General features: G+C 28.4%; 19 protein-coding genes. 3 read left to right on the top strand and 16 right to left on the bottom strand.

Annotated features, from left to right (window positions below; all coding sequences use genetic code 11):
• Positions 1-505 precede the first annotated feature (505 nt).
• Entirely contained in the window at positions 506-730 is a 225-nt protein-coding gene (locus P8F83_RS13710; RefSeq protein ID WP_326511590.1) for a DUF1659 domain-containing protein, read from the top strand.
• 39 nt (positions 731-769) lie between these two features.
• Positions 770-1,000: a DUF2922 domain-containing protein gene (locus P8F83_RS13715; protein WP_326511591.1), complete on the top strand. Its 231-nt coding sequence runs from the start codon at positions 770-772 to the stop codon at positions 998-1,000.
• Between the two features lie 57 nt (positions 1,001-1,057).
• Here the strand turns inward: P8F83_RS13715 and P8F83_RS13720 are convergent, their stop codons facing one another.
• The 6 genes from P8F83_RS13720 to P8F83_RS13745 all read right to left on the bottom strand — a co-directional run bounded on the left by P8F83_RS13720 (position 1,058) and on the right by P8F83_RS13745 (position 11,813).
• Positions 1,058-1,639, bottom strand: a complete 582-nt coding sequence (locus P8F83_RS13720) for a sigma-70 family RNA polymerase sigma factor (protein WP_326511592.1) — start codon at positions 1,637-1,639, stop codon at positions 1,058-1,060.
• Positions 1,640-1,777: 138 nt separating this feature from the next.
• Positions 1,778-1,999, bottom strand: coding sequence for a DUF1659 domain-containing protein (locus P8F83_RS13725; protein ID WP_238907639.1), 222 nt, complete (start codon positions 1,997-1,999; stop codon positions 1,778-1,780).
• Between the two features lie 301 nt (positions 2,000-2,300).
• Positions 2,301-4,826: an RCC1 domain-containing protein gene (locus P8F83_RS13730; RefSeq protein ID WP_326511593.1), complete on the bottom strand. Its 2,526-nt coding sequence runs from the start codon at positions 4,824-4,826 to the stop codon at positions 2,301-2,303.
• A gap of 4 nt (positions 4,827-4,830) precedes the next feature.
• Positions 4,831-5,763 (bottom strand): cohesin domain-containing protein, encoded by a 933-nt coding sequence (locus tag P8F83_RS13735; RefSeq protein ID WP_326511594.1) that lies wholly within the window; start codon positions 5,761-5,763, stop codon positions 4,831-4,833.
• Between the two features lie 114 nt (positions 5,764-5,877).
• Positions 5,878-9,087 carry a C1 family peptidase gene (locus P8F83_RS13740; RefSeq protein ID WP_326511595.1) on the bottom strand — a complete coding sequence of 1,070 codons (3,210 nt, stop codon included), beginning with the start codon at positions 9,085-9,087 and terminating at the stop codon, positions 5,878-5,880.
• Positions 9,088-9,233: 146 nt separating this feature from the next.
• Complete coding sequence (locus P8F83_RS13745; RefSeq protein ID WP_326511596.1) at positions 9,234-11,813, bottom strand: S8 family serine peptidase; 2,580 nt, start codon at positions 11,811-11,813, stop codon at positions 9,234-9,236.
• 416 nt (positions 11,814-12,229) lie between these two features.
• Here P8F83_RS13745 and P8F83_RS13750 point away from each other — a divergent pair, with 416 nt between their 5' ends.
• Positions 12,230-15,184, top strand: a complete 2,955-nt coding sequence (locus P8F83_RS13750) for a cohesin domain-containing protein (RefSeq protein WP_326511597.1) — start codon at positions 12,230-12,232, stop codon at positions 15,182-15,184.
• Between the two features lie 290 nt (positions 15,185-15,474).
• Here the strand turns inward: P8F83_RS13750 and P8F83_RS13755 are convergent, their stop codons facing one another.
• From P8F83_RS13755 to P8F83_RS13800, 10 genes are read right to left on the bottom strand one after another with little or no spacing between them, the layout of a single operon-like run.
• Positions 15,475-16,170, bottom strand: a complete 696-nt coding sequence (locus tag P8F83_RS13755; RefSeq protein WP_326511598.1) for an acylneuraminate cytidylyltransferase family protein — start codon at positions 16,168-16,170, stop codon at positions 15,475-15,477.
• 10 nt (positions 16,171-16,180) lie between these two features.
• Positions 16,181-17,350: a UDP-N-acetylglucosamine 2-epimerase gene (neuC, locus tag P8F83_RS13760; RefSeq protein WP_337250835.1), complete on the bottom strand. Its 1,170-nt coding sequence runs from the start codon at positions 17,348-17,350 to the stop codon at positions 16,181-16,183.
• Positions 17,350-18,351 (bottom strand): N-acetylneuraminate synthase, encoded by a 1,002-nt coding sequence (neuB, locus tag P8F83_RS13765; RefSeq protein ID WP_326511599.1) that lies wholly within the window; start codon positions 18,349-18,351, stop codon positions 17,350-17,352. Before neuB ends, neuC begins: the two co-directional genes overlap by 1 nt.
• A 4-nt stretch (positions 18,352-18,355) precedes the next feature.
• Positions 18,356-19,036 (bottom strand): PglD-related sugar-binding protein, encoded by a 681-nt coding sequence (locus P8F83_RS13770; protein WP_326511600.1) that lies wholly within the window; start codon positions 19,034-19,036, stop codon positions 18,356-18,358.
• A gap of 26 nt (positions 19,037-19,062) precedes the next feature.
• The gene (locus tag P8F83_RS13775) at positions 19,063-20,097 is read right to left on the bottom strand and encodes a nucleotidyltransferase family protein (RefSeq protein ID WP_326511601.1); all 1,035 of its coding nucleotides are present in this window, start codon (positions 20,095-20,097) and stop codon (positions 19,063-19,065) included.
• Between the two features lie 3 nt (positions 20,098-20,100).
• Entirely contained in the window at positions 20,101-21,261 is a 1,161-nt protein-coding gene (locus P8F83_RS13780; RefSeq protein WP_326511602.1) for a LegC family aminotransferase, read from the bottom strand.
• Positions 21,262-21,279: 18 nt separating this feature from the next.
• A complete protein-coding gene (locus tag P8F83_RS13785) occupies positions 21,280-22,266 on the bottom strand; it encodes an NAD-dependent 4,6-dehydratase LegB (RefSeq protein WP_326511603.1) in 987 nt (328 codons plus the stop codon).
• A gap of 40 nt (positions 22,267-22,306) precedes the next feature.
• Complete coding sequence (gene murJ, locus P8F83_RS13790) at positions 22,307-23,842, bottom strand: murein biosynthesis integral membrane protein MurJ (RefSeq protein ID WP_326511604.1); 1,536 nt, start codon at positions 23,840-23,842, stop codon at positions 22,307-22,309.
• 4 nt (positions 23,843-23,846) lie between these two features.
• Positions 23,847-25,172 carry an oligosaccharide repeat unit polymerase gene (locus P8F83_RS13795; RefSeq protein WP_326511605.1) on the bottom strand — a complete coding sequence of 442 codons (1,326 nt, stop codon included), beginning with the start codon at positions 25,170-25,172 and terminating at the stop codon, positions 23,847-23,849.
• Positions 25,169-26,821, bottom strand: a complete 1,653-nt coding sequence (locus tag P8F83_RS13800; protein ID WP_326511606.1) for a capsular polysaccharide export protein, LipB/KpsS family — start codon at positions 26,819-26,821, stop codon at positions 25,169-25,171. The genes P8F83_RS13795 and P8F83_RS13800 overlap by 4 nt, the downstream gene beginning before the upstream one ends.
• Between the last annotated feature and the right edge of the window lie 13 nt (positions 26,822-26,834).

Consider the following 26,834-nt stretch of genomic DNA (forward strand, 5'->3'; position numbering starts at 1 on the left):
CCTTTTCCATCGCTTTACTTTATTCTATTCTTTTTATTCTTAAATATTTCTTGCTTTCTTGCTTTCTTGCTTTCTTGCTTTCTTGCTTTCTTGCTTTCTTGCTTTCTTGCTTTCTTGCTTTCTTGCTTTCTTGCTTTCTTGCTTTCTTGCTTTCTTGCTTTCTTGCTTTCTTGCTTTCTTGCTTTCTTGCTTTCTTGCTTTCTTGCTTTCTTGCTTTCTTGCTTTCTTGCTTTCTTAGCGCAGTCTACTTTTTCTGTGACTTATTGTCAAGATTTTTATAAAAAAACCTTACCTTGTTCTTGATATATAAATAGGCGAAGTAGATTGATGCTCGGAAAGAGAAGGAATTTAATGGAGCTGAGAATCGCTCCTACAGGATAGATGTGCAAGTCTTTTTAAAAAAACCTATGTTTATTTAAAAATAAATTTTATAAATATGAGCCCTTTTCATTTTCGCGGTAATTTATATATTGTACAAAATAAAAAGTAAAGGAGGTGATTTCTCATGGTAGTAACCGAAACTCCTCTTTCTCTATCTTTAATAATAAAGCTCAAAAATGGTTTAACTGAATCTGGAGCTCAAAAATATAAGAAAAAGACTATAAACAATGTGAAAGTTACAGCTTCCAAAGAAAGTATTTTTGCTCTTGCTGAAGTACTTTCAACTCTACTAGCTCCTGAAATAGGAGGCTATTCAAAAGTACTGACTTCTGATATTTCAGGTTCTTGATAACTCAAACAAAAATAATTAAAGATTGGGGGTAATAAAATGGAATATAGCCTTGTACTAACTTTTTTAACCAAAAGTGGTGAGAAAGTTAATTTGACTATTGCCGATGTTAGAAATGATTTAACAAATGAAGAGATATCTGAAGCAGTTGTTGTAATCTTAAGAGAAAATATCCTGCTTACAAAAAAAGGCGATGATTTAGTAGCTTTTCATTCTGCTAAGCTTAATGAAAAAAGATCAACTCTTTATGACATCCAGGTAGATCTTTAAATAATAAAAAAGGCCCTGCTATAACAAGTGATTATAGCAGGGCTCTATCTAAAAAACCTAAAGGTTTAGTTTTTTCTCAATATATTTTCTTAGTTTTATTAAAGCTTGTTTTTTAACCTTTTTAACTTTACTGTAAGACACACCTTTTTTTTCAGCATATTCTTTTAATGTTTTTTTCCAAAAATACTTATACCATATTATTTCCTGCTCTTCTTTAGTTAAAATAGTTTCAAAAGCAAGGTTTAAAAGAGAAATTTTTTCCTCTATACTAACTTTTCCTTCAAAATAATCTATTTCATAAAAAAGTGTATTTTCAAATTTTTCATCTATTATTAAAGTTTTAACTCCATCCTTTAGTTCTCCATTTAAAGATTTTCTTAAAATCTTAGAAAAATGCCTATTAATGCATAATTCCATGAAAGGAAAGAAATTACCGGAACTTGGATTATAGGAATTAAGATTTTCAAAAATCACTGAATAAGCTTCATTTATCATGTCATCATTACTATAAGAGTGAATATGATACTTTTTAATTATACTTCCAACCTTATTTAAAATTTTTTCAACTAATTTTTCTCTGGCTTTTTTATATCCTTTTTTAGATAGCTCAACAAGCTCTTCGAGCTGAGAGTAATCCATAAGATCGCCTCCTTTATTGTTAAATTTACTACTATACTATGTCGAATTATATATATAGGTGTAGCAAATACTGGAAAATAAGAAAAAAGGCATACTATCAAAATGACAGTACGCCTTTAATCATGGATTGCACAGCTATTAAAAAGTTATTATTTCATGTTTAGTTGCTTTAGAAACTCTATATATTTGTGTATCTAATAAACTTCCTATTGCATTACCTAATTTCCCAATAGAATCATCAGAAGCTTCTTCTTTTATATTTGAGATACTAAACTTTCTAAATACATCTTTGCCTTCTTTATCTAGACCGGCTTTATACTCTATCTCTAAAGATAGACGTGTTAAGATACTCTCAGTCATTTATATTACCTCTTATTCATAAATTTAGTAATATAATATGTCTAAATATAAGTATTTGTGTAAGACTAATTTTTACATAAAAATACATACGCTTATAAAAAACAAACTATATTACGTGTAGTATCTGTTCTTCATTTCTGTTATATAATAAAACTACTGATTCAGGTATGGTAACTCAACACACAAAATATTCTTCAGTAACATCAAAATTTATATTAAAATATCCTAGTAATGCAAAAGATGCTTTACTAGGATTAATTTTTTTATATTTTATATTTTCTATTTTTATTACTTATTTAAATTAAAAAGAAAAATCGAATTTAAGTTCACTGTTCGCATCTTTATGGAGTCCAATTCCGTCACTTGCCATATATGAATCCCCAGTTTCAGTTTCTAAAACTAAATCAAACGAAAGATTTAATTCTCTTGAAACAATCGTTAAATCATATAAGTCTACTATCCCGTCTTCATTAAGATCATATATTAAATTCCAATTAATATCTTTTTCAGTAGTATTGTAGTTTAATGCAATTAATGCTAAGTCATTTATAGTTACAATTCCATCTAAATCTACATCAGAAGGATTTTTATTACTTGGTGATACAGCTTCTACTACTATTGGTTTAGAATAAACAAGGCTCTGTATACCTAATGCTGACCTATCGTTCCATCCCCATCCCCATAATGTTCCATCTTCTTTTATAATCATATGACTCTCTTCACCACTTTTAATATATTTAATGTCCTTTACATCTTTAGCTTTCATTGCATAAGGAGCTGTCTTTACATCTGCATTGCCTTGTAATAGTTGTCCATAATCATTATATCCCCATCCCCATAATGTTCCATCATTTTTTAATGCCATGGCATTAACATCAGAGGCTGTTATAGCTTTAACATCATACATTCCAGTTACTTGATTAGGTTTTCTAGTGTTACCAAAACTGCCATTTCCTAAATTATAATAATAATTAAATCCCCATGCCCATATAGTACCATCTCTTTTTAATGCATAGCTAGTTCTACTAGAAGCAGCTATTTGTACTACATCATCTACTCCCTCAACTTTGCTTGGAGTACCATCTCTACTATTACCTAATTGTCCCCAAACATTACCACCCCATGACCAAACTGTACCATCTCTTTTTAGCCCTAAAGTATAATCTCCTCTCTCAGCTACTATAGAAACTATATCTTCTAATCCTTCAACTTTTATAGGGGTTGTTTGCTTATTCACCGTGGAGTACTCATACCCCCACATCCACACTGTTCCATCTGCTTTTAAAGCAACACTATGTTTTTCTCCTGCTGCAATTGCAACTACATCAGTTAGATCTTGAACCTTGGTAGGCATAGTTCTTTTGGTATACGTACCATCACCTAATTGTCCATTAGTATTTAATCCCCATGACCACACCGTTCCATCTTCACCTAAAGCAAGATTAAATCCATCTCCAACTTTTACTTCTTTAATATTACTTAATTCTTCTATTTTCATCTTAGGATCTATTTTATATAAATCTTTTTTCTTTTGAAAACCCTCACCTTCATAATAAGCTGAAAATCGTCCACTATCAAACCCTAGTTGCCAAACCTCACCTTTGTCATTTACTAATAGAGAATATATACCTATTGAAATATCTTTTATATTTCCTACTCCAGTAATTTCAACTGGTTTTTTAACAGTTGATTCATACCCTAATCCTAGTTCCCCAGCAGAATTTATACCCATGCCGTATACTATACCATCATTTGATACAGCAACTGCATTTATCGAATTGGATGATATGGACTTTATATTTTTTAGTCCTTCTATAGGAGCTGGACTTGCTACTTCATAGGAATATTTCTCAAAATCATGTCCTACAAGACCATTATCGTTCTTTCCCCAAGACCATACTTCTCCATTACTTCTAATAACATAAGTTTGAAAATCTCCTACAAATATATCTACTGCATCATCTATATCAGTTACTTTTTTAAATTTTCTACTGTTTACGGTAGTTCCGTCTCCAAACTGTCCTTCACTGTTTCTTCCTGTAACCCATATTGTACCATCATCTTTTAATACAATTGTAAATGTATGGCCACATACTAGTTTTTTAATATTATTTAGCCCACTAATATATGTAGGTTTTGCTCTAGTATATGTTGTCCCATCTCCAAGTTGCCCCTGATTATTAAGTCCCCAGCCCCAAGCTGTTCCATCATTTTTAACAACAAAACTAAATGAGCCTGTTGCTTGAATATCTTTTACATCACTTAAATTATCAATTTTTATTGGCGTAGAAATTTTAGAAGGACTGTTAGAACCTGTCCCAACCTGATAATACCCATTTTCTCCCCAAGAAAATACTTCCCCAGCTTTAGTTAATGCTAGGTTATGATTGCTTCTTGTTGAAATTTTTGTTATATCTGAAAGGCCGCTTACTTGAGTTATTACCCAATCATCCCCCCCAGCCTTGCCATAACCGAGTTGACCATATTCATTATCTCCCCATGCCCAAACAGTCCCGTCTTTTTTTAATGCTAAACAATGACCTTGTCCAGCTTCAATATCAATTATTTCATCTAATCCTTCTATTTTTATAGGGATATTAGATCCTTTTTTCTTACTGGTTGATTGTGCTAGTTGCCCCTTATCATTTGTCCCACTTCCCCATACAGTTCCATCACTTTTCAAATATATTATAAAAGCTCCGCCAACTGCAGCTTTTACTACTTTAATATTAGTTTTTGCTTTTACTGCACTAATAGGAAGTACACTGAGACTTATTATAATTAATATCATAAATTTTATGATCCATATTTTTTTGTATGATTTCATATTACTATTTCCCCCTTTTCTTTCTACTATGGAAAATAGCTCCTAATGATATTAAAATTACTCCTACTATTATAATAAAAGGTACATAAGTTTTAGTTTCCTCTAATCCCTTATCTGATGAATTATCATTAACTTTTTGGGTATCATTACTTTGTAAAATTAATGACTCCTCTTCCCCATTAATAGAAGTAACTCCATCTAAATTAGTTTTATCATCACTATCTGATTTTCCTATTTCTTTATTATCATTCTTCTCGGAATTCTTACTTTCATTGTTATTGATTTCACCATTACCTTCCGAACTAGATTCATTTGAATTATTCGCATTATTATTTGAATCAGGTTTATCTCCTGAATCAGATTCACTAGAATTGTTATTGTTTGTACCATTATTTCCTGTACTATTTCCATTGTTTGTGCCATTATTAGATTCTATAGGGCTATCTGAAGAATCATCCCCTAAATATTTAAAGGAAATGTTTTGCACTTCATTTTTTTCTGTTCTTTCTACTAGTTTTACTAATGCAATTTTTCGTAAATCTAAAGTTGTAGCTTTATTTGCTTTTCCTTTTATTCTTGCAAAATTTCCACTTCCATTAAAACCAACTACTTGTCCTGTAAAGGTAAATTGATAGGATATTTTATTATCACTACTATTAGGAGTACCTCCAACTTCAAACTTTCCAAAGCCAGAATTAGTAACTATATCTCCTGCTTTTATTTCATTAAATGTTATAATATTATTATCATAATTAATTGTTATAGACCCAGCATAAAATCTTTCGATATTATTAACTTTAGCTATTATTTCAAATTCTTGACCCTTTTTAAGAGCAATTTCTCCTCCTAAATCTACTATTGTATTGTTAGACGCAAATGTTGTGAATCTAAACACCAACATAAAAAACATACAAAGCAGTACTATCTTTTTCCTCATAATAATTCCCCTCATTTCTAAACTTTCTTATATAACTTAATATAATTTGCTTATATTAAAAACAAATCAACAAAATTAAGCTGAGTTGATTTTAATTCCTCAATCTCTACTTAATCATAAGCTTAGTGAAATAGAGGTTAAATCATAAATATCCAATATCCCATCTTTATTTATATCCTCATCAAAATTCCAATCATTATCACGATAAGTTTTGTTATACCTAGCTCCAATTCTAGCTAAATCTAATATGTCTACCACAGAATCTTTATTAACATCTTCACTAATATATTTAAAATCCTCCAATTTTTTAGTTGTGCTTATACTTTCATTAAAACCATCGTCAGTGGTTACATTTATACTTATATTAAATTTAAGAAATCCCTCTTTAAGTACCTCTTTTGCTAAGTTGTATAAATAAATTTTATTACCGTCAATCCTATAATCTAAAACCATCATCTTTCCATTTGCACCTAAAATACTTTTATTGACTTTTCTTATATTTTTATTAAATGAAAACACTAATGGAGTAGCAGATTTAAGCTTATAGTCATCTACAGCAAAGTTATTCAATTCGTGTAAATTTCCTTTTTGACTATATGCATAGATATAATAATCACTGCTTAAGGACATAATATGCTTTCTATCTATATTTTCTTCATTTATAAAATTATCAATAATGTTTAAAAGAAAGGTCTTATCAAACTTATTATTTTGGAGCCTTCTTCTAATTGGACTTATATCATCTATAAAATTGTAATCCAAATAAATAGTTTCTAAATTTAAAATATGTTCTAATACTGAAATATCATCAATAAAATTATATGAGGCATTCAAGTATTCTAACTTTTGCATATTTCTTATTGAATTTAATGATTTTATTCTATTATTCTTTACACTTAATTGTTTTAAATTAAGTGATGATAAAGGTTCTAGAGATTCTATACTATTATTTTCTAAACCAAGCATTTCCAAGTTGGTTAAGTTTTTTAATGGTGTTAAATCTTCTATTTTATTATAATCTAAATATAAATAATCTATATTTATCAAATTTTTTAAAGGGGATAAATTTACAATATTATTTTTTCTTAATCTCAATGTTTCCAACTTATCTAAATATGATAATCCATCTATATTATATAAGTTACAGTTTTCAATGGTTAGATTATTCATTTTTTTACTATTTTCAATAAAATCTAAATCCGTAATATTAACATCTCTAATTGTAAGTGATTCTAATTTCTTTAGGTTAGTAATCTCGCTTATTCCTTTTATAGTAGTAGAATTATTCTTTTTACCAGTTATAGAAACTCTATCTAGATTTTCTAAAATCCCAATATAACTTAAATCTATTTCAGGCTCATCTATCATTAAACTTCTCATAGCAAGCAGATTTCTTTTAGTTAACTTATCACCTGTTATGCCAAGTCTTTCACTGACTTTTCTTCTTATCAAACAATCCGGTATAGGAACAACTTCACCTAATTCATAATTATTTACATAAACAGTGTTAAAATAATCGTTTATTAATACTTGACTATTATTATGTAATGAATTCTTAGGAATATTTAAAGTTAAATTTTCAAAATACTTATTGTTAGCATTTATAGAAATAATTAATCTCTTATGATCTATCACTTTAGTTATAGGTACGTTTTCTCCATTTTTTCTTGTTAATGTAATCTTAGAAAAATCAATTCCTTGAAAAATTAAATCGTTGAAATACACATTTATGTTGCTTCCAGACACCTCTGTATTAGTTACTTCTAATGGATACGTAACTTTTACTGTAGAATTAGTAGTCTTATTTCCATCTCTTGTACTAGCTGTTATAAGTGCTTGTCCATTTCCTCTTGAATTTACATTTCCTAAATCATCTACTACTGCTATTTTAGTATTAGAACTTTTCCATATAACCTCTTTATTAGAACTTGAATCACCATAAACTGTGGCATTTATCTTAGCTGATTGATTTTTATTTAAAGTCACTGAAGTTTTATCTAAAGATATTCCTGTTATTCCTAGTGATGATTTATTAAAGGTATAAATATTCATAGGGTTTGGAGTTCCACTAACCCTCATATAACCATTTGATAATGAATAGTTATTCGATTCATCAGCTCCTGATAGAAAATTCAAACTTGGTCTTAAGGTCCCATAATATTTTATTGCAACTAAAGCCTTTGTTCCTTTAGTAATATTTATAGGATTATCTAACTTTATTGTATTATATCCCCCATAAATCAAAGTACCACTTTTTACTTTTTTATTATTATAAAGATAACTTACATTATTATTGGGATAATTTATTGGATTATAATTTTCATCAATAAATATTTCATATGGAACAGATGAGTTTAAGGTTAGCAATCCAATAGCATATATAACTTCATCATTTTTTGCTGTAATAATATTTCCCTCTTCAAATAAAGTTTTACTACTATATGAATAATACCAGTTATTGCTTAAATCTGCAGCTGTGTATCTATTATCAAAATCATTTTTGGTTGTTACGGTGTCAAAAAACTCCATCTCACCTTTTCCTAAGTTTGCATCATAATAAGAAATGTAAAAATATCCACTATTACTATGATATGAGTCCCCCCACGAATTTTTTATTAAAAAAGCCCCATTTCCTGAAGGCATGTTTGAAAACTTTTCTTTTGGATAATCATCATCCCAACCAACAACCATTACTGCATGATTTTCTGTACCTACTGCTGGACAATAATATGAAGTTCTGTCACCAGAGTAATATCCAAAAAAATCATAATATGTAATTGATACAGCTCCTTTATCCATAACAGTTCTCTTTATCACTTCATTATCTGATGAATCTGTCCTAGATGGTAAAAAATATCCATTTTGTACATGATAAGATATTGGAGCATTTTCATTGTATATAAATGAAGAATCTTTAGGATATGGGTCATCTTTTTCAAGTGCTACGCCATCCCAATTAGCTAGATATCCCGTAGCATTTATAAGTGTTCCTCCATCTACTCCATCCTCTTTACCTATTAAATTAGCTTCTGATAAATCAAGATCTTTTCCAGTTTGATATTTTATACTGCTTTCAATAGCCCCAATAGATGAAAAAGCCCAACAGGTACCAAAAGGATTTTGATCTTTTACAGTTGTCACTCCTTCATTTTCTCTTAAGTCAAACTTCCTAGGAAGATTATCAATTAACTTTGCTTCCTTGCTTGTATCTAAATCTTTTATTTTAAGCCCAATAGATTTATATCCTTTATTGGTTAATTCCACTTCCTCGGCCTTAGCTATATTAAAGCTAGGAAATATTGTTAATGAAATTGTAAATACCAATAAGATACTCCACACCCTTTTTATAATAGCCCCTCCTATCCAGTTCAAAATTTATTTTAATTATTACTTACTAATATCTTAAGCCTACTGACAAATAAATTAATAATATGTCAATAGGCTCTAGTTTAAATTTTTTTACTTTTAAATTAAATCATATTAGTAGAAACTCTTACTAAATCATAGATGTCTATTACACCGTCTGAATTTATATCTAAAGTTTCTAAATACTTTCTATCTCCTCTTTTTACATTATAAGTAGAAGCTATCATTGCCATATCCAGTATATCAGTTACTCCATCCTTATTTAAATCAGTTGATTTAAATATATTTTGAGTATTATGAATAGTAAATGAAGCATTTTCAAAATTATATTTGTAAGTATTATAATCTAACCCTGAATCATTATATGTAGTAGAATCTCCATTAACATCATCTACCCATAACTCTTTCACTCTCCACTTTCCTGCACTACTCTGTGGATCCATATAATTTTCGTGGTTATCATAATCTGACCCTATATTAATATCTGCATAATAATATCCTTCTCTTGGATTACTTTTTAGCATCAAAAAGACTTCGTCTCCTGATTCATTTACTACAGTAACATGGCCATTTTCTACTCCTGAAGTATCTTTAGCATAAAATCTCAATTGAAGTACTTCATTCTTATAAACATCTTTTTTAGATGCAACTACACTCTTTAATTCGGTAATATCATTATTTGTTTTTTGTTTAGAATTATTAGACAAATCATTTGTATTATCTATTATTTTATTGTCTAAGGATTCTATAGTAAACTTACTTTTGTCAAAGTTGTAAGTTTTTATATTTTCTGAACTTTGATAATATTTTTCATTATAATAAGTATTATCATAATCTAAGCTTATTTTTCTTATTTCCCATGTTCCATAATTTTCTGATGGCTTTATATGGTCATAATAGTAATTTGGTGATTCCTCATCAACAGTTACTTCAGCATAATAGTATCCATTATTTCCATCAGCTGTTAATACCATTGTACCTTCCATTCCATTTGGTTTTATAAATACAGCTACAGCGTCAGAACTTGTAATTTTAGGTACTGAAACTTTTAGTGTAAAAGTATCTCCATTTCTATAGATTGGATTATCATATTTAGTTACATTGACATTACAAGAAGCAGTAATTTTACTGTCCTTAGTAGATGTAACATTAATAATCACATTTCCTTCTTTTAAAGCCGTAACAGTTCCATTACTATCTACAGTCGCTACGCTAGAATCACTACTAGTCCACTTTACTTCTTTATAAACAGTATTGGCAGGAGTTACAGTTTCCATAAGTTTATACTGAGCTCCTTTTTTCAAACTGATACTATTTACATTTAATCCTATATTAGTTATAGTTCCTATTGAAGAATCCATAGCAACTAGTGAAGATGTTACGTCCAACAGAGCACCTGTAGCTACCTTACCATTTAGTGATGGTAATTTATGTGTTCCGTTTAATAAGTAATTTCTTAAATTTGCAATAGTAATGTTTGGATTATAACTTAATAACAAAGCTGCTGCCCCAGCTACGTGAGGTGTTGCCATAGAAGTTCCAGAAGCTTCTCCATAATTATTACTTGGAAGAGTACTAAAAATAGCCTCACCTGGTGCTGCTATGTCAACTGTTTTTGCTCCATAATTTGAAAATGAAGAAAGATTTCCTTCTTTATTAATAGAAGCTACGGAAATAACATTTGTAAGTTCATAACTAGCAGGATACATGGCCTTTAAATCATTATTTACTCCGTTTCCGCTAGCATCTCCATTTCCTGACGCTGCTAAAAATAAAGCATTGGAATTCTTTATTACATCAAATTCTGCTTGAGAGAAGTTTTCACTACCATATGAACAATTAAATATTTTTACACCTTTATTTGTAGCATATTTTATTGCTTCTATAGTTTCACTGGTATATACATATCTTCCTTCTCCAGTTCTTAATGCCATTACCTTTACGTTTGGAGCTACGCCTAATACTCCTGTACCATTTTGAGCTGCAGCTATAGTTCCTGCTATATGAGTTCCATGTCCATCATAATCCATCGGATTATTGTCTCCATATATAAAATCCCATCCATAGTAATCATCTATATACCCATTACCATCATCATCTATACCATTTCCGGGAATTTCTTTACTATTTGTCCATATATTATCTTTTAAATCTTCGTGATCATAATCTATTCCACCATCAATTATCCCAACAACAATATCTTTATTTCCTAATGTTTTACTCCATACATTTAAAACATTTATATCATTTCCTGGATTAGTGTTATTCTTAAGTCCCCATAAATTTTCTGAATAGGGTTCCGTAAGTGGTGATATGCTCATTTCTCTTTTATAATTTGGTTCAGCATACTCTATTCCAGCTTGTCCATTTAATTCTGTTAATACTTTTTCTATATTATCTTTAGAATCATCAAAGCTTAGTAGAAGAACATTATCTGATAATTCTTTTTCTGTTTTAATATTATTGGACTGAACTGATTTTAGATTATCTTTACTCTTTACCTTAACTATTATTTCATCTTTTTTATAATTATTTTTATCTTTATTTTCTTTAAATTCATTTAAAATATTTTGCTTTTTTAAATCTTCAGAGTCATTAGTTGTTTTAGCTTGTACAACAATATAACTTAAAGAGTTCGCAACTATTGTTATTGCAACAGTTACATTTATGAAAATCTTTTTCATCTGCTTCCCCCATCTTTATTATTCATATTTTATTCGGAAATTTACAAAAATGTTAACTTAGATTCATTATAATTTACAAATTTGTTTACATTTTATCATAATTTTCATATTCATCCAACATCTCTTTGTAAAAAATATAGATATTTGTAATTTTTATAATAAAAATGTATTAATTATTAGAAAATAGTTTAATTAATCTAAATTATTTGTAATATTTTTTATTTTTTTCTTAAATTGCTAATATATCTAATCACTTTATTAATATAAATAAATTTTTTTATAAATTTATAACCTACTTTTTGAAATATAGCTAAGAATATATATTTATACTTTGACTATTTACTAATTAGTAAAGTATAATATAAATGTTAACTTTTATTCATAATTTACAATATTATTACAAAGGGGGAAGCGAATTGAAGAAAGCGCTTAAAAAGAGACTTTTTAGTATTTCTTTGTGTTTTATGTTTATTTTTGCTTTTGTATTTTCTAATGTACAACTAGTAAAAGCTGCAACAAACACAAACATATACTATTCTATTAATAAAGACAGTATAATAGTTGGAGATAGTTTTGATATTGATGTAAAGGTTAAAAATGTTACTGATTTATATGGTGCATCTTTAGATCTTTATTATGATAACAGTTTAATACAAGTTCAAGATATTTTAGCTGGAGATTCATTTGGTAATAATAAGGTTAATACGGATAAACCTGTTATTGATAATGCTAACGGTAAAATAAGTATCTACTCAACAATGACAGGATCAAATCCTGGGGTTACTGTTTCTGATGGAGTGTTATTTAAAATAAAAGCTAAAGCTTTAAAATCAGGACAAGCATCTTTCACAACTTTAAATGGAGGAACAGCTGAATTAGGGCTAAATAACATACGAGTTAAACTTGCTAATAGCAATAGTACAAGCATTGATTTTAGTGGAAGTAATTTAGCATTAAACCTACTAACTATTCAACCACTTACTGCAGGTAAGTATGAAGAAACTGATCCTAATATTAAACTTACTGGTAACTGGTTAAAAGATGTTAATTCTAAACATAGTGGTGGATCTGCTGTATTTTCTACCACTGTTGGTAACTCAATAGAATTTTCATTTACTGGTACTGGCTTTAATTGGGCTCAACCTGTTAATTCATCTAGAGGAATTGCCAAGGTAACTGTCGATGGAGTTTCTTATACTGTTGATTCTTATTCAGCTTCAAGTGTATTTCAGAAAGTAGTTTATTCTAAAACAGGTTTGGCTTATGGTAATCATTCAGTTAAAATAGAACTTACTTCAAGTAAAAATCCTGCTACTTCTAGTATTGCTCAAGCTTTTGATTATGTTGAAATATTAAATGAATCAACTGGATCGACTTCTCTTACTGCAGGTAAGTATGAAGAAACTGATCCTAATATTAAACTTACTGGTAACTGGTTAAAAGATGTTAATTCTAAACATAGTGGTGGATCTGCTGTATTTTCTACCACTGTTGGTAACTCAATAGAATTTTCATTTACTGGTACTGGCTTTAATTGGGCTCAACCTGTTAATTCATCTAGAGGAATTGCCAAGGTAACTGTCGATGGAGTTTCTTATACTGTTGATTCTTATTCAGCTTCAAGTGTATTTCAGAAAGTAGTTTATTCTAAAACAGGTTTGGCTTATGGTAATCATTCAGTTAAAATAGAACTTACTTCAAGTAAAAATCCTGCTACTTCTAGTATTGCTCAAGCTTTTGATTATGTTGAAATATTAAATGAATCAACTGGATCGACTTCTCTTACTGCAGGTAAGTATGAAGAAACTGATCCTAATATTAAACTTACTGGTAACTGGTTAAAAGATGTTAATTCTAAACATAGTGGTGGATCTGCTGTATTTTCTACCACTGTTGGTAACTCAATAGAATTTTCATTTACTGGTACTGGCTTTAATTGGGCTCAACCTGTTAATTCATCTAGAGGAATTGCCAAGGTAACTGTCGATGGAGTTTCTTATACTGTTGATTCTTATTCAGCTTCAAGTGTATTTCAGAAAGTAGTTTATTCTAAAACAGGTTTGGCTTATGGTAATCATTCAGTTAAAATAGAACTTACTTCAAGTAAAAATCCTGCTACTTCTAGTATTGCTCAAGCTTTTGATTATGTTGAAATATTAAATGAATCAACTGGATCGACTTCTCTTACTGCAGGTAAGTATGAAGAAACTGATCCTAATATTAAACTTACTGGTAACTGGTTAAAAGATGTTAATTCTAAACATAGTGGTGGATCTGCTGTATTTTCTACCACTGTTGGTAACTCAATAGAATTTTCATTTACTGGTACTGGCTTTAATTGGGCTCAACCTGTTAATTCATCTAGAGGAATTGCCAAGGTAACTGTCGATGGAGTTTCTTATACTGTTGATTCTTATTCAGCTTCAAGTGTATTTCAGAAAGTAGTTTATTCTAAAACAGGTTTGGCTTATGGTAATCATTCAGTTAAAATAGAACTTACTTCAAGTAAAAATCCTGCTACTTCTAGTATTGCTCAAGCTTTTGATTATGTTGAAATATTAAATGAATCAACTGGATCGACTTCTCTTACTGCAGGTAAGTATGAAGAAACTGATCCTAATATTAAACTTACTGGTAACTGGTTAAAAGATGTTAATTCTAAACATAGTGGTGGATCTGCTGTATTTTCTACCACTGTTGGTAACTCAATAGAATTTTCATTTACTGGTACTGGCTTTAATTGGGCTCAACCTGTTAATTCATCTAGAGGAATTGCCAAGGTAACTGTCGATGGAGTTTCTTATACTGTTGATTCTTATTCAGCTTCAAGTGTATTTCAGAAAGTAGTTTATTCTAAAACAGGTTTGGCTTATGGTAATCATTCAGTTAAAATAGAACTTACTTCAAGTAAAAATCCTGCTACTTCTAGTATTGCTCAAGCTTTTGATTATGTTGAAATATTAAATGAATCAACTGGATCGACTTCTCTTACTGCAGGTAAGTATGAAGAAACTGATCCTAATATTAAACTTACTGGTAACTGGTTAAAAGATGTTAATTCTAAACATAGTGGTGGATCTGCTGTATTTTCTACCACTGTTGGTAACTCAATAGAATTTTCATTTACTGGTACTGGCTTTAATTGGGCTCAACCTGTTAATTCATCTAGAGGAATTGCCAAGGTAACTGTCGATGGAGTTTCTTATACTGTTGATTCTTATTCAGCTTCAAGTGTATTTCAGAAAGTAGTTTATTCTAAAACAGGTTTGGCTTATGGTAATCATTCAGTTAAAATAGAACTTACTTCAAGTAAAAATCCTGCTACTTCTAGTATTGCTCAAGCTTTTGATTATGTTGAAATATTAAATTAAATGTATATTTCAACATAAACTCCTCATATTATATAATTTAGAAATAAGACTCCATGCTATAGCTACCGGAGTCTTATTTTTTAATTCTAATTATATTTATGATTATTATAGTAAGTGAATCTATAAAGTGCATAACATATAAAAAAATCAACGACTATTTCCATAAGATAGCCGTTGATTTTTACTTATTTCTTTCATTTTTTATAACTTTAAACTCTTAATTACGTATTTCTTAAAATTTATACTTACAAAATTATTTTAAATATTATATAGCAATAAAATAAGTTAATTTAAATGTTTTTTATATAATAACTAGCTAAATTAAAATCATCCATATTATCGATATCTATTGATGATTTCTTATCCATAATATATGGTACAGTGTAATCAGAAATAAGTCTTTTGTTATTTAAAACATACTGCCATTTACTTATGTAAATAGCTCCATTTAATCTATATAGAGTTTCAAATTCTTGCCTTCTATATTGTTTTGTATCATCATATTTAATGAAAGATTCAAGATATCCATCATCATTTATTTTTTTACACCAAAAAATCGGATGTTCAAGCTCAGTAGTAGATACTAGCGATTCAGCATCACTCGTAATAAACTTTTCAACGGCTTCATCTATGTGGACAGTAGTCCTTAGAGGAGAAGTACATTGTAATAACATGATATAATCTGCATTATACTCTAAATTCTCATTCATATAGTTCATTGCATGAAGTATAACATCTATGCTTGATGCTTTATCGCCAGAAAGTTCATCTGGCCTTATAAAAGGAACTTCTGCACCATACTCTTTTGCAATCTCTGCAATTTTTATACTATCAGTAGAAACAATAACTTTATCTACGTACTTACTTCCTTTAGCAGCTTCTATAGTCCAGGAAATTAATGGCTTATTATCCAATAATTTAATATTCTTATCTTTTAATCCTTTTGAGCCGCCTCTTGCTGGTATAATAACTAGAATTTTTTTCATAATTACTCACCTACTTAGCAGTTAAATCATAAAACTTTTTATTAATTTTATATTTATCTGAAAATATAAATTCTTTTATCCCATTTAGTATATTATCACTTGAATTTCCATGTTCATATGGATTAGTATAACTAATCAAGCTTTCTCTATATTCTTCATTAATAGATTTTTTAATCGCCTCAACAATATCATCATATTCAATTGTACAATTAATCGTAGTCATTGATTGAATTCTTCCCTTTTGTCTATCACTAATATTTATTGTTGGCACATGAAATGACGGTGCCTCAACAATTCCACTTGAAGAATTCCCTATAACACCAGAACAATATTTCATTGCACTTAAATATCTTATTTGTCCCATAGATGCGAATTGAATACATCTATTTGGATTTAATACTACGTATTCATCTATCATTTTATTAATAATCCTACCATCAGTATCTGCATTAGCTTTCGTAAAAATTACATTGTAATTTTGGAATTTATCTAAAGCCTTTAGAAGATTATGAAACTGCTCTTCTGAACTTATTTCTCCCAAAGTTACAGGATGGTATGTCACAAGAAAAAATTTATCTCCAATTTCAAAATTAATTTGCTTATCTAATTCTTTCTTATCAAGTAAATCAACCAATTTAAGATTATCTAAACCAACTGCTCCAACATAGTGAACCCTCTCTGGCTCCTCCCCCATTTGAATGATTCTGTTTTTATATTCATTGGTAGATGCAAAATGTAAGTGGCTTAATTTTGTTATTGCATGCCTTATAGAATCATCATAAGCACCTTCTGTTACTTCTCCTCCGTGAATATGTGCTATGGGAACTTTAGCAATCATAGCTGAACTCGCCATGGCAAGTGCTTCATATCTATCTCCCAAAATCACTATCACATCTGGTTTTAATCTATCAAGTGCATCTGCAAAACCAATTATACCTAGACCCATGGATTTTGTTATTCCAACTGAAGTATCTGAACTTAATAGCATTTCAACTTTTTCATCAATATGGAATCCATCATTCACTATTTGATTTACAGTCATCCCAAATTCTGGAGATAAGTGAGACCCTGAAGCAATGATTTGTAAACTCAATTCTGGATCATCTTTAATTTTACCCATTAATATTTTCAGTAAACCATATTCTGCTCTAGTTCCAGTAAATACACATATATTTTTCATTATACTTCAATCAACTCATCTTCCACATAATTTTTATTTGATACCTTTCCAAGTATTTCATACCATCTAATTGGAGAAATTCCATTTCCTGGTCTTTTTATTGTTAAATTATCTTCAGTAAATATTTCTCCTTCTTTGATTTCTCTAGCTGCAACTATGCTTTTTCTAGCAATCTTTTTATTTTTCATCTCAGACTTAGACGGAGATTTTATACCATTTCCTAATGCTATCTCAACATTTCTAATAGCGTCAACCATAGCTTTCAGTGCACTTGGCTCTAAACTTGCCTTGTGATCTGGACCTTCCATATTTTTATCTAAAGTAAAATGTTTTTCTATTATAGTCGCCCCCATAGCTACTGCTGCTATAGGTATTTCAATTCCATCTGTATGATCAGAATAACCCACTTCAACTTTGAATGCAGTTTCTATTGTTTTCATAGCTGATAAATTAACATCTTCCATCGGAGTAGGATATTCTGTATTACAATGCAATATCTTTATATCATTGCATCCATTATCCTTTAAAACATTGAGGGCGTATTCTATTTCTGCTAAAGAACTCATACCAGTAGAAATAATCACTGGTTTTCTAAGTTTTGCAATTTTTATTAAATATGGTAAATTTGTAATTTCTCCAGAAGGAATTTTAAAAATCTCCATCCCTAAATCATTTAAAAAATCTATACTATCATCATCAAAAGGGGTTGATAAAAATAAAATTCCAACTTCATTACTGTAGTTTTTCAACTCTATAAAATCACTAAAGGATAATTCTAATTTTTTTACCATCTCAAGTTGAGTTTCTCCACTACCGGTACTAGCTTTTTGATACGCTGCTTTATCGGCATACTTTGACACTACTTTTTCAGCCTTGAATGTCTGAAACTTTATAGCATCTACACCCGCTTCTTTAGCTTTATCTATTAACTTAAATGCTAATTCTTTACTCCCATTATGATTAACTCCTGCTTCGGCAATTATAAAAACTTCTTTCCTCATAATCTCACCTATTTTTGTTCATATTTTGGGCTGGACTACATACCATAATATTACCTTCATCAACATCTTTAACAATAAATGCTCCTAATCCAACTACACTTTTTTTTGATACTTTTATCCCTTGTTTTATAGATGCACCTGCACCAATTAGACATAAATCATCTATATAACAATTACCTGAAATTGATACCAATGGATTTATGACACAATAATTTTCTATTACCACATCATGTCCAATTGTACTATTAATATTAATTAAATTAAAATTACCGAATGAAATATCAGTAGTCAATGTTACTCCAGCGCATATTATGTTGCCATAACCCATTTTTACATATTCAATGTTCCCTATATTCGCTCTAGGATCTATAATATTAGGAAATACTACATTATCAAATTTATTCACAATGTTTTCTGCTATTTTCTTTTTAATTGCTGGAGTTCCAATAGGTATTATTATACCTATAACTTTGAAATCTTTAATATACTCTTCCAATTCTTCATCATTACTTGCAACTCTATCGTTCCCCAAAATACTTCCAATCTCTTCTTTTCTTTCTGAAACATACCCTAAAAAATCATATGCTTTACTAGTTTTATTAATCTCATCTATAATACATTTTACCTCTCTTGATATTCCTCCTGTTCCTAAAATTAAAACAGGTAATCCATTCCATGTATTCATAAATACCTCCTTAAACTGCTAAAATATTAACCCTCTAATCTTCTTACCATATCATTCATTTCTTCTATTTGCCCCATATCCATCCATGCATTTTGGCTAACTGGATATACTCCAACCTTGTATCCTACCTCTTTACATCTACTGAAAAGTGATGGCAAATCAAAAAATTCATCATCAGGAATTAAATCTACCGTTTTAGGATCAAGTAGATACATTCCTGTGTTAATTAAATAGGTTAATTCTGGTTTTTCTACTGTATCTTCTAGTAATCCATCTTCACCAAGCTTTAATACTCCATATGGTATCGTTATATGTTTTAATGATGCAACTATTGTAACAGCATTTCCTGAATGTTTATGAAAATCAACTATATCTCCATAGTTACTATCTACAAGAATATCACAGTTAGATACAAAGAAAGGTTCTTTTAATTCTTCTCTCATTAGAGATAAGCTTCCACCTGTCCCCAATGGTTTGACTTCTTCAACATAATTTACGGTATAATCAGGATTTATTTCTTCAAAATAAGATTTAATCATATTCTTTTTATAATTTAATGTTAGATAGAACCTATTACATCCAAATTCATTAAACTTATTAATTATCCTTTCAATAATTGGTGTATCTCCAATTGGTATTAAAGGTTTAGGTAAAATTTTAGTGTAAGGATATAATCTGGTTCCCTTTCCACCAGCCATTATAACTACAGGAATATCTATTTTATTATGGACTATCTCATCATTATTAAAGATTATCTCCCTAATCTTATTGTTGTCATCAACTACAGGTAATGCATCTATACTTAAATCCTTTATTATATCTTGCGCATTATTCATTTCGGTCTTATGAATATATTTGGTATTTTTATTCATAGCACATTCTACATTTTCTTCAACACTTCTATCTTTCAAAATCCATCTTCTAATATCTCCATCAGTTAAAGAACCTCTAAGAAATCCGTCAACAACTACAAATATTATTCGCTTTGCATTCTTATCCATAATATTCATAGCTGTCTTTATAGTAGTTCCTTCATTAATTAAAAGGTCTTCTAATATCATATTTTACCTCCCTATAACTGATTCTATAGTTTCTACTACTCCTTTAACATCATCTTTAGATAAATTTGTACTACAAGGAATATTAATTATATGTTTACAATAATATTTAGCTTTTTCAATCTTATATGCACTACTATTTTCATATGGCTTTTGTTCATTAATTAATCCCCAAATAGGTCTTGTTTGAATTTTATGTTCCTGCAACTTATTTATAAGTTCAGTTATATCTCCTTCATTAACAAAAAGTGAATAGAACCACTTATTTGATCTTATATCTTTATTAAACTCTAAAACTTTAACTTTTGTATTATCCTTTAGTAATTCCCTATAAAGTTCATAATTTTCATTCTTAGTTCTAATAAACTTTTCAAGCTGCTCAAGTTGTGCTACCCCAAGAGCTGCCTGTAGATTAGTCATTCTATAATTAAATCCTATTTCATCATGAATATAGTTGAGTTCATCATCTTTTGCTTGTGTTGAAAGATATTTAGCTTTTTTGCATCCATATTCTAAGTTACTTACTAACATTCCTCCACCACCAGTAGTAATTATCTTATTCCCATTAAATGAATAAGCTCCAAAATCACCAATAGTTCCTGCATGCTTTCCTTTATATTTTCCTGAAGTATAATATGTTCCTAGAGCTTCTGTAGCATCCTCAATAACTTTCAAATTATATGTTTCAGCTATATACATTATTTCTTGCATATTAGCTATATTACCAAATACATGAACAACTATAATAGCTTTAATTTGATTTCCAGAAGTTTTATTTATTAGTACTTCATTTTCAAATATACATTCTTTTTCACAGAATTCTTTTAACTTTAACGGATCCATAGTTAAACTATCATCACAATCAATAAATACAGGCTCTGCCCCAATATATTTTATAGGATTTACAGCAGCTATAAATGTTAAAGTGGGTGCTAGAACTTCATCTCCTAGTTTCACATTAGACAATAATAATGAAAGATGTAACGCAGCAGTTCCACTTTGACATGCAACTGCTTCTTTAACTCTTAAATATTTTGCTATATTTTTTTCAAATTCATTTATATATGATCCTCCAGTAGAAACCCACTCTGCCTCTACTGCATCAATAACATACTTTAATTCGTTCCCCTTTAAATTAGGCACAGATAGTGGAATAAATTTATTCAATTGCCCCATCTCCTTAAATTATATATTATAAATATCAGCCTTATATTTTGCTAAGTTTTCTGGTTTCTTAAACCATTCAATAGTTTCAGCAATACCTTGTTCAAATGTATACTTAGGCGACCAATTAGTTAATCTCTTTATTTTTTCATTAGATCCCAATAATCTATTAACTTCACTTTTTTCTGGTCTTATTCTTTGTTCATCACATAATATTTTAGCATTTGGGTTAATTTGTCTTATCATTTCTTCTGCAAATTCACCAATTGATATTTCTTGTTGAGTAGCAATATTTATCTCCTCACCGATTGTCTTTTCAGACTTAGAAATTTCTATAAATCCATTAGCAGTATCTTTAACAAAATTAAAATCCCTAGTTGGTGAAAGTGCGCCTAATTTTAATTCTTTTTTTCCTGATAATAACTGGGTAATAATTGTAGGAATAACAGCTCTAGCTGATTGTCTTGGTCCGTAGGTATTAAAAGGTCTTACAATCGTAAGAGGCATATTAAAACTTCTGTAAAATGATTCTGCAATTCTATCAGCTCCTATTTTAGTCGCAGAATATGGTGATTGCCCTTGGAATGGATGTTTTTCATCAATTGGTACATATTGAGCAGTTCCATATACTTCTGAGGTTGAGGTAACTAATATTCTACTTGTACCTAGATCTCTAGCTGCTTGAAGCACATTTAAAGTGCCTTTTATATTAGTATCTACATACGAATCTGGTGAATGATAGCTAAATGGAATTGCAATAAGTGCTGCTAAATGGAATACTTCATCCACACCCTTCATAGCCTCTTTTACTCCATTTGGATCTCTAATATCACCTGTGAATACTTCAATCTCTTTTAACTTATTTTTATCTAATGAATCTAACCATCCCCATGTGTTAAATGAATTATAATAAGCAAATGCTTTTACATCATATCCTTGTTCAAGTAATACCTCTGTTAGATGGCTTCCTATAAATCCATCTGCTCCTGTTACTAATACTTTTTTCATTTTAAAAACTCTCCTCCTAAATAACAAATAAATCTAAAATTTATTTTATTAATTTATGCAAATACTTAATATTAATTATTTTACTTTTAAATATTACTATAAAATATAGAATTAAATTTAATATAATTAAAACACTTAAACTTAATAGTGATAATAATTTGCTATTACCTAAATTTAATAAATAATGTTTAAAAAGTGATAAACTTAAAGATATTGTAACACTAGTCAATATACACACAATAAATTTGTACATCATTGTTTTATAATTGATCTTTATTTTTTTACTAAGATTGGTTATCAATAACAATACAATTATAATATTGGCTATTGAAGCCGATAAAGCTAACCCATTTAATCCCATAGATTTAGATAATATTATATTTAATAATATGTTTATAGTAATTCCTATGAAACTATTAATCATCGGAGTTCTTGTGTTTTTAAACGAGTAATATACCTTATTTAACAAATCCTTTAAACTAAATGCTAATATCCCTATAGAATAATATAGTACTACTTGTGCTGTACTTTTTGCCTCTTCTATGTTGAATTCTCCTCTTAAGAATACTAAATTAACAATTTCCATTCTAAAAAAGATCATAAATACGGAAAGTGGTATTATTAATATATAAGTAATATTTATGCCAAACTCTACTAATGATATAAATTTTTTTTTATTTTTTTCCATGCTAAACTCTGATAAATAAGGAAAAATTATAGTACCTATAGTCATTCCAACCACTGCATAAATTAGATTTGTAAGTTTATTACCAAAATTTAAAATTGCTAATGAACCAGCTTCAAACCCTGATGCAATTATTCTGTCTACTAAAAAGTTTAATTGTGTTAATGAAGTTCCTATAAAGACTGGTATTATTAATTTACCTATTTGCTTAATATAAGATTCACTCATATTGAAATAGGGCTTATATTTATACCCAATGGATTTATAAGCTATATAACAAACCAAAAATTGAAACACATAAGATAATACTAATGTATATACAAGTCCGTTAGCCTGATTTTTATTTCCTAAAAACACTATATATAATATTATTACTACATTTCCCAATACAGGTAAGACATTTGCAATTAAGAACTTTTTATATACCTGTAAAACCCCAATAAATAAGTATTGAATAATAATAAAAACGAGTGATATCATTGATATTTTTAACAAATAATTTATATTATCTATTTGAGTAGCATTATATTGGTTATAGAATCCTGGAGCAAAAATTTTAATAATATACTTTGATCCTATAATTCCTATAAAAGTCAAAGCTATTGATATAATAGTTATAACAGTCAGTATGTTATTTATAAATTTATTTTGTTCATCTTTATTATCGTAATTAATTTTTTCAGATAACATTGGAATAAATATAGTTGTAATTGCATTTGTTACATTTATGAACAATAAGCTAATTATCCCATTTATAAATACATAAGAATCGCTAACAAATGACGCCCCATATGTTTGCGCAATCAAAACTTCCCTTAAAAACCCTAATACTTTACTTACAACTGAAATAAACATCATAATAACTGGTAAAATAAATACTTTCTTTTTCATACAATCACCTATAGTACTTACGTTCTTCTATATTATTTAAAGTTATAATTATAAATCTACAAATAAGTACCGGTATTAAGCTATTTAAAATAGTTGGCATAATTCCACTACCAATTATTGGATCTAAACTAAATGATATAACTATAAGCATCTGTAATGAACTTATAGATTTGTTCATATTCTTACACAAATATAATGATGTTATAGATATAATAACACTTACAACTAACACAATTATTAACCCAAATTCATATCCAAAATTTATTAAAGCTTCACCGAATAATGTTGGAGTTATTCCCCCTCCAGAAAAAGATAAACCTAATATATCTTTCATATAGTACGATGATGATATTTGATGCCCAGGCAATAAAGTTAATATATCCAATACATAAGTTTTTCCATTAATAAAACCTATAACATCAACAAAGTTACTAATATTTTGAAAATTGTATATATTAACAAAGAATCTCCATATAGTTACTTTATAAATGGCTTCTAAGTTAAATGAAACAATATTACTACTCCTATAATATCCCATAATAGCAACAGAAGATAATAATATCATGATTAAAATAGATAACTTGAATATAGGTAATTTCTTATACTTATACATTAATAGAATAGAAATTAGGATCAAAATAATCTTAAAAGATATTCCTCGATATCCAGTTCCCATTAGCACAAGAAATGCAAATAAATATAATACTAATGATTTTATAAAATAAATTTTGTCTTCTCTTTTTAAGACATATAAAAAATCAAAAATTATACTATTTACCAAGAATCCATACCCTAATAATACTATAAATCCTTTGCCCTTTAATGACTCAACTCTTAAATCATCACTATTTTCACCTAAAAGCGGTATAGTTTTAATGCTTATAAAATATATAATAATTATACTAATTCCTATGAAAATATACTTTCTATACCTATTACTAGTTTCAATATTTTTAAGTACATCTTTTAATTGTAAGTACTTCATTATGTTCTTATTCGATATTAAAACGCTTATAAAAATATATATAATAAAACAATTAATTAAGTAGTACATAGAACTTGTATATACAGGTAGTATGTCTGTATAAAAAGGAGATATAATCATACCAAAATTTATAAAGAAAACAAAAAAGTACAATATAAAATTTTGAGGATTGATTAAATTAGTAATATCCACATTAAAATGATATATCAATAATAATATTAAAGTTATGCAGATTATATATATTACATTTCCTAGATCGATTGTATTTTTATAACTTTGATTCATAATAAAAATATTTATAATAAAAACTAAAAAAATCAGTGTACAACTAGTAATTTTTTTCATTTATTCACCTTATTATCTATCATTTTTTTGAAAAGTATTTTATCAAATGGCTTCATATAATCTAACAGCATATCTTTACTTTTCATACTAATATCCAAACATTTATTATTTAGATAGTTATTTATTCCATTCTTAAATTCCTCCATATTTCGAAATAATATTACGGCCTTGTATTTTCTATAAGGCAAGAGTTCTGGAATATTGGGATTATCATATAGCATCACAGTTTTTCCACACATAAACGCCTCTATTCCAGCTGTAGACTGTGTAATTAAAACTAAATTGCTATTTTTTATAAGTTCAATAAGATTTCCCTTATATATAATATTAATTTTCTCTTTTACAGAAGAGTTTCTAAAAAGATTATCCATGAACTCCTTATCTTTTTCTCCTGGATGTAGTTTTATATTTACTTTTTCAATGATATTTTCATTAAGTTTAATATATCCTTCTAATATATTGAATAACTCTTTATTAATACTTTTTCCTATGGGATTAACTGCCCATAATAAATTAACTTTGTCATTTCTACTATCAACTTTTTCACTGGGAAATTCTTTATATTTTATATTACCTGATATGATAATTTTATCTTTTTTTTCACCTAAATTTATTAAAAGATTTTTATTATACTCTCCCCAAGCTAGAAACTTATCTGCATATATGGGTGTGAATGCAATTTTTCCAATTGATCCATGTTGATGAACAATAGTTAAAACATCGTACTTTTTCGCTATCTGACAAATGAGCCTAGAAATACTATGCGAATCACTACAAAGTAATATTTTATTTATCTTTGTTTGTATTAAATAATTACGTATTAAAATATAATATATAATTATACTCTTTATAGAATTTTTTATTATTTTATTAACTGAAATCAATACTAGATCCCTAATTTTGTCTTCCTTTATTTCTTTTAGACAATATTGTAACTTTTGTTCTCCATTATCTTTAAATATATTACTCATTTGTACATATATAGCCTTATATTCTTTAATAACTTTATATGTAAAATATTTAAGAAGAACCTTTTTATTTCTACTAACTATTTGCCTAAACGAACCTAACCCTACGCATAAAAATTCAAAATCTACTCTTCCCTGCTCTTCTAACTCTACTTGATATTCATTTAATATTTGAATCATTGATTGATTATTAATTTCATGTACTATAGCTATTTTATTAGAATTTATCTTGCTATTTTGATTTAAGGTCAAAAATTCTGAAAATAACTTAACCAAATTTTCTTTATTATTATATTTAATAAATGATTTCAAGTTATATTCATCACCTAAATATTTAATATCAAAATAGTTATTATTAACTTTATTAATAAACTTGAACACTTTATATTCTTCCCAATTTTCTATTATAACTTTATCTATTTTGCCTTTAGAACTAGTTATCTTATTAAATAATAGTTGCATACTTAATATGTTCTTTATAGTATTATATAACTGTATTTGCATTATAGACATAAAGTTTACACCATCATATATCAAGAAATCACTACTACATATCTTCAAGGAAACTTCCATAGCCAAGTCACTACAAGTTTTTTTATCAACTTCCGAAATTAAATCCTCTTCTTTAAAAACATTCGAATAGTCTTTTAAATTGTTTATACTAATTAACTCTAATTTCATAGTAATTCTTCCT

Source organism: Clostridium intestinale, assembly GCF_035905475.1.
Taxonomy (GTDB): Bacteria; Bacillota; Clostridia; order Clostridiales; family Clostridiaceae; genus Clostridium_T; species Clostridium_T intestinale.

Excerpts from the sequence above, each read along its gene's own strand:
- P8F83_RS13710 (WP_326511590.1), top strand. The coding sequence starts at position 506 with ATGGTAGTAACCGAAACTCCTCTTTCTCTATCTTTAATAATAAAGCTC.
- P8F83_RS13715 (WP_326511591.1), top strand. The coding sequence starts at position 770 with ATGGAATATAGCCTTGTACTAACTTTTTTAACCAAAAGTGGTGAGAAA.
- P8F83_RS13720 (WP_326511592.1), bottom strand. The coding sequence starts at position 1,639 with ATGGATTACTCTCAGCTCGAAGAGCTTGTTGAGCTATCTAAAAAAGGA.
- P8F83_RS13725 (WP_238907639.1), bottom strand. The coding sequence starts at position 1,999 with ATGACTGAGAGTATCTTAACACGTCTATCTTTAGAGATAGAGTATAAA.
- P8F83_RS13730 (WP_326511593.1), bottom strand. The coding sequence starts at position 4,826 with ATGAAATCATACAAAAAAATATGGATCATAAAATTTATGATATTAATT.
- P8F83_RS13735 (WP_326511594.1), bottom strand. The coding sequence starts at position 5,763 with ATGAGGAAAAAGATAGTACTGCTTTGTATGTTTTTTATGTTGGTGTTT.
- P8F83_RS13745 (WP_326511596.1), bottom strand. The coding sequence starts at position 11,813 with ATGAAAAAGATTTTCATAAATGTAACTGTTGCAATAACAATAGTTGCG.
- P8F83_RS13755 (WP_326511598.1), bottom strand. The coding sequence starts at position 16,170 with ATGAAAAAAATTCTAGTTATTATACCAGCAAGAGGCGGCTCAAAAGGA.
- neuC (WP_337250835.1), bottom strand. The coding sequence starts at position 17,350 with ATGAAAAATATATGTGTATTTACTGGAACTAGAGCAGAATATGGTTTA.
- neuB (WP_326511599.1), bottom strand. The coding sequence starts at position 18,351 with ATGAGGAAAGAAGTTTTTATAATTGCCGAAGCAGGAGTTAATCATAAT.
- P8F83_RS13770 (WP_326511600.1), bottom strand. The coding sequence starts at position 19,036 with ATGAATACATGGAATGGATTACCTGTTTTAATTTTAGGAACAGGAGGA.
- P8F83_RS13775 (WP_326511601.1), bottom strand. The coding sequence starts at position 20,097 with ATGATATTAGAAGACCTTTTAATTAATGAAGGAACTACTATAAAGACA.
- P8F83_RS13785 (WP_326511603.1), bottom strand. The coding sequence starts at position 22,266 with ATGAAAAAAGTATTAGTAACAGGAGCAGATGGATTTATAGGAAGCCAT.
- murJ (WP_326511604.1), bottom strand. The coding sequence starts at position 23,842 with ATGAAAAAGAAAGTATTTATTTTACCAGTTATTATGATGTTTATTTCA.
- P8F83_RS13795 (WP_326511605.1), bottom strand. The coding sequence starts at position 25,172 with ATGAAAAAAATTACTAGTTGTACACTGATTTTTTTAGTTTTTATTATA.
- P8F83_RS13800 (WP_326511606.1), bottom strand. The coding sequence starts at position 26,821 with ATGAAATTAGAGTTAATTAGTATAAACAATTTAAAAGACTATTCGAAT.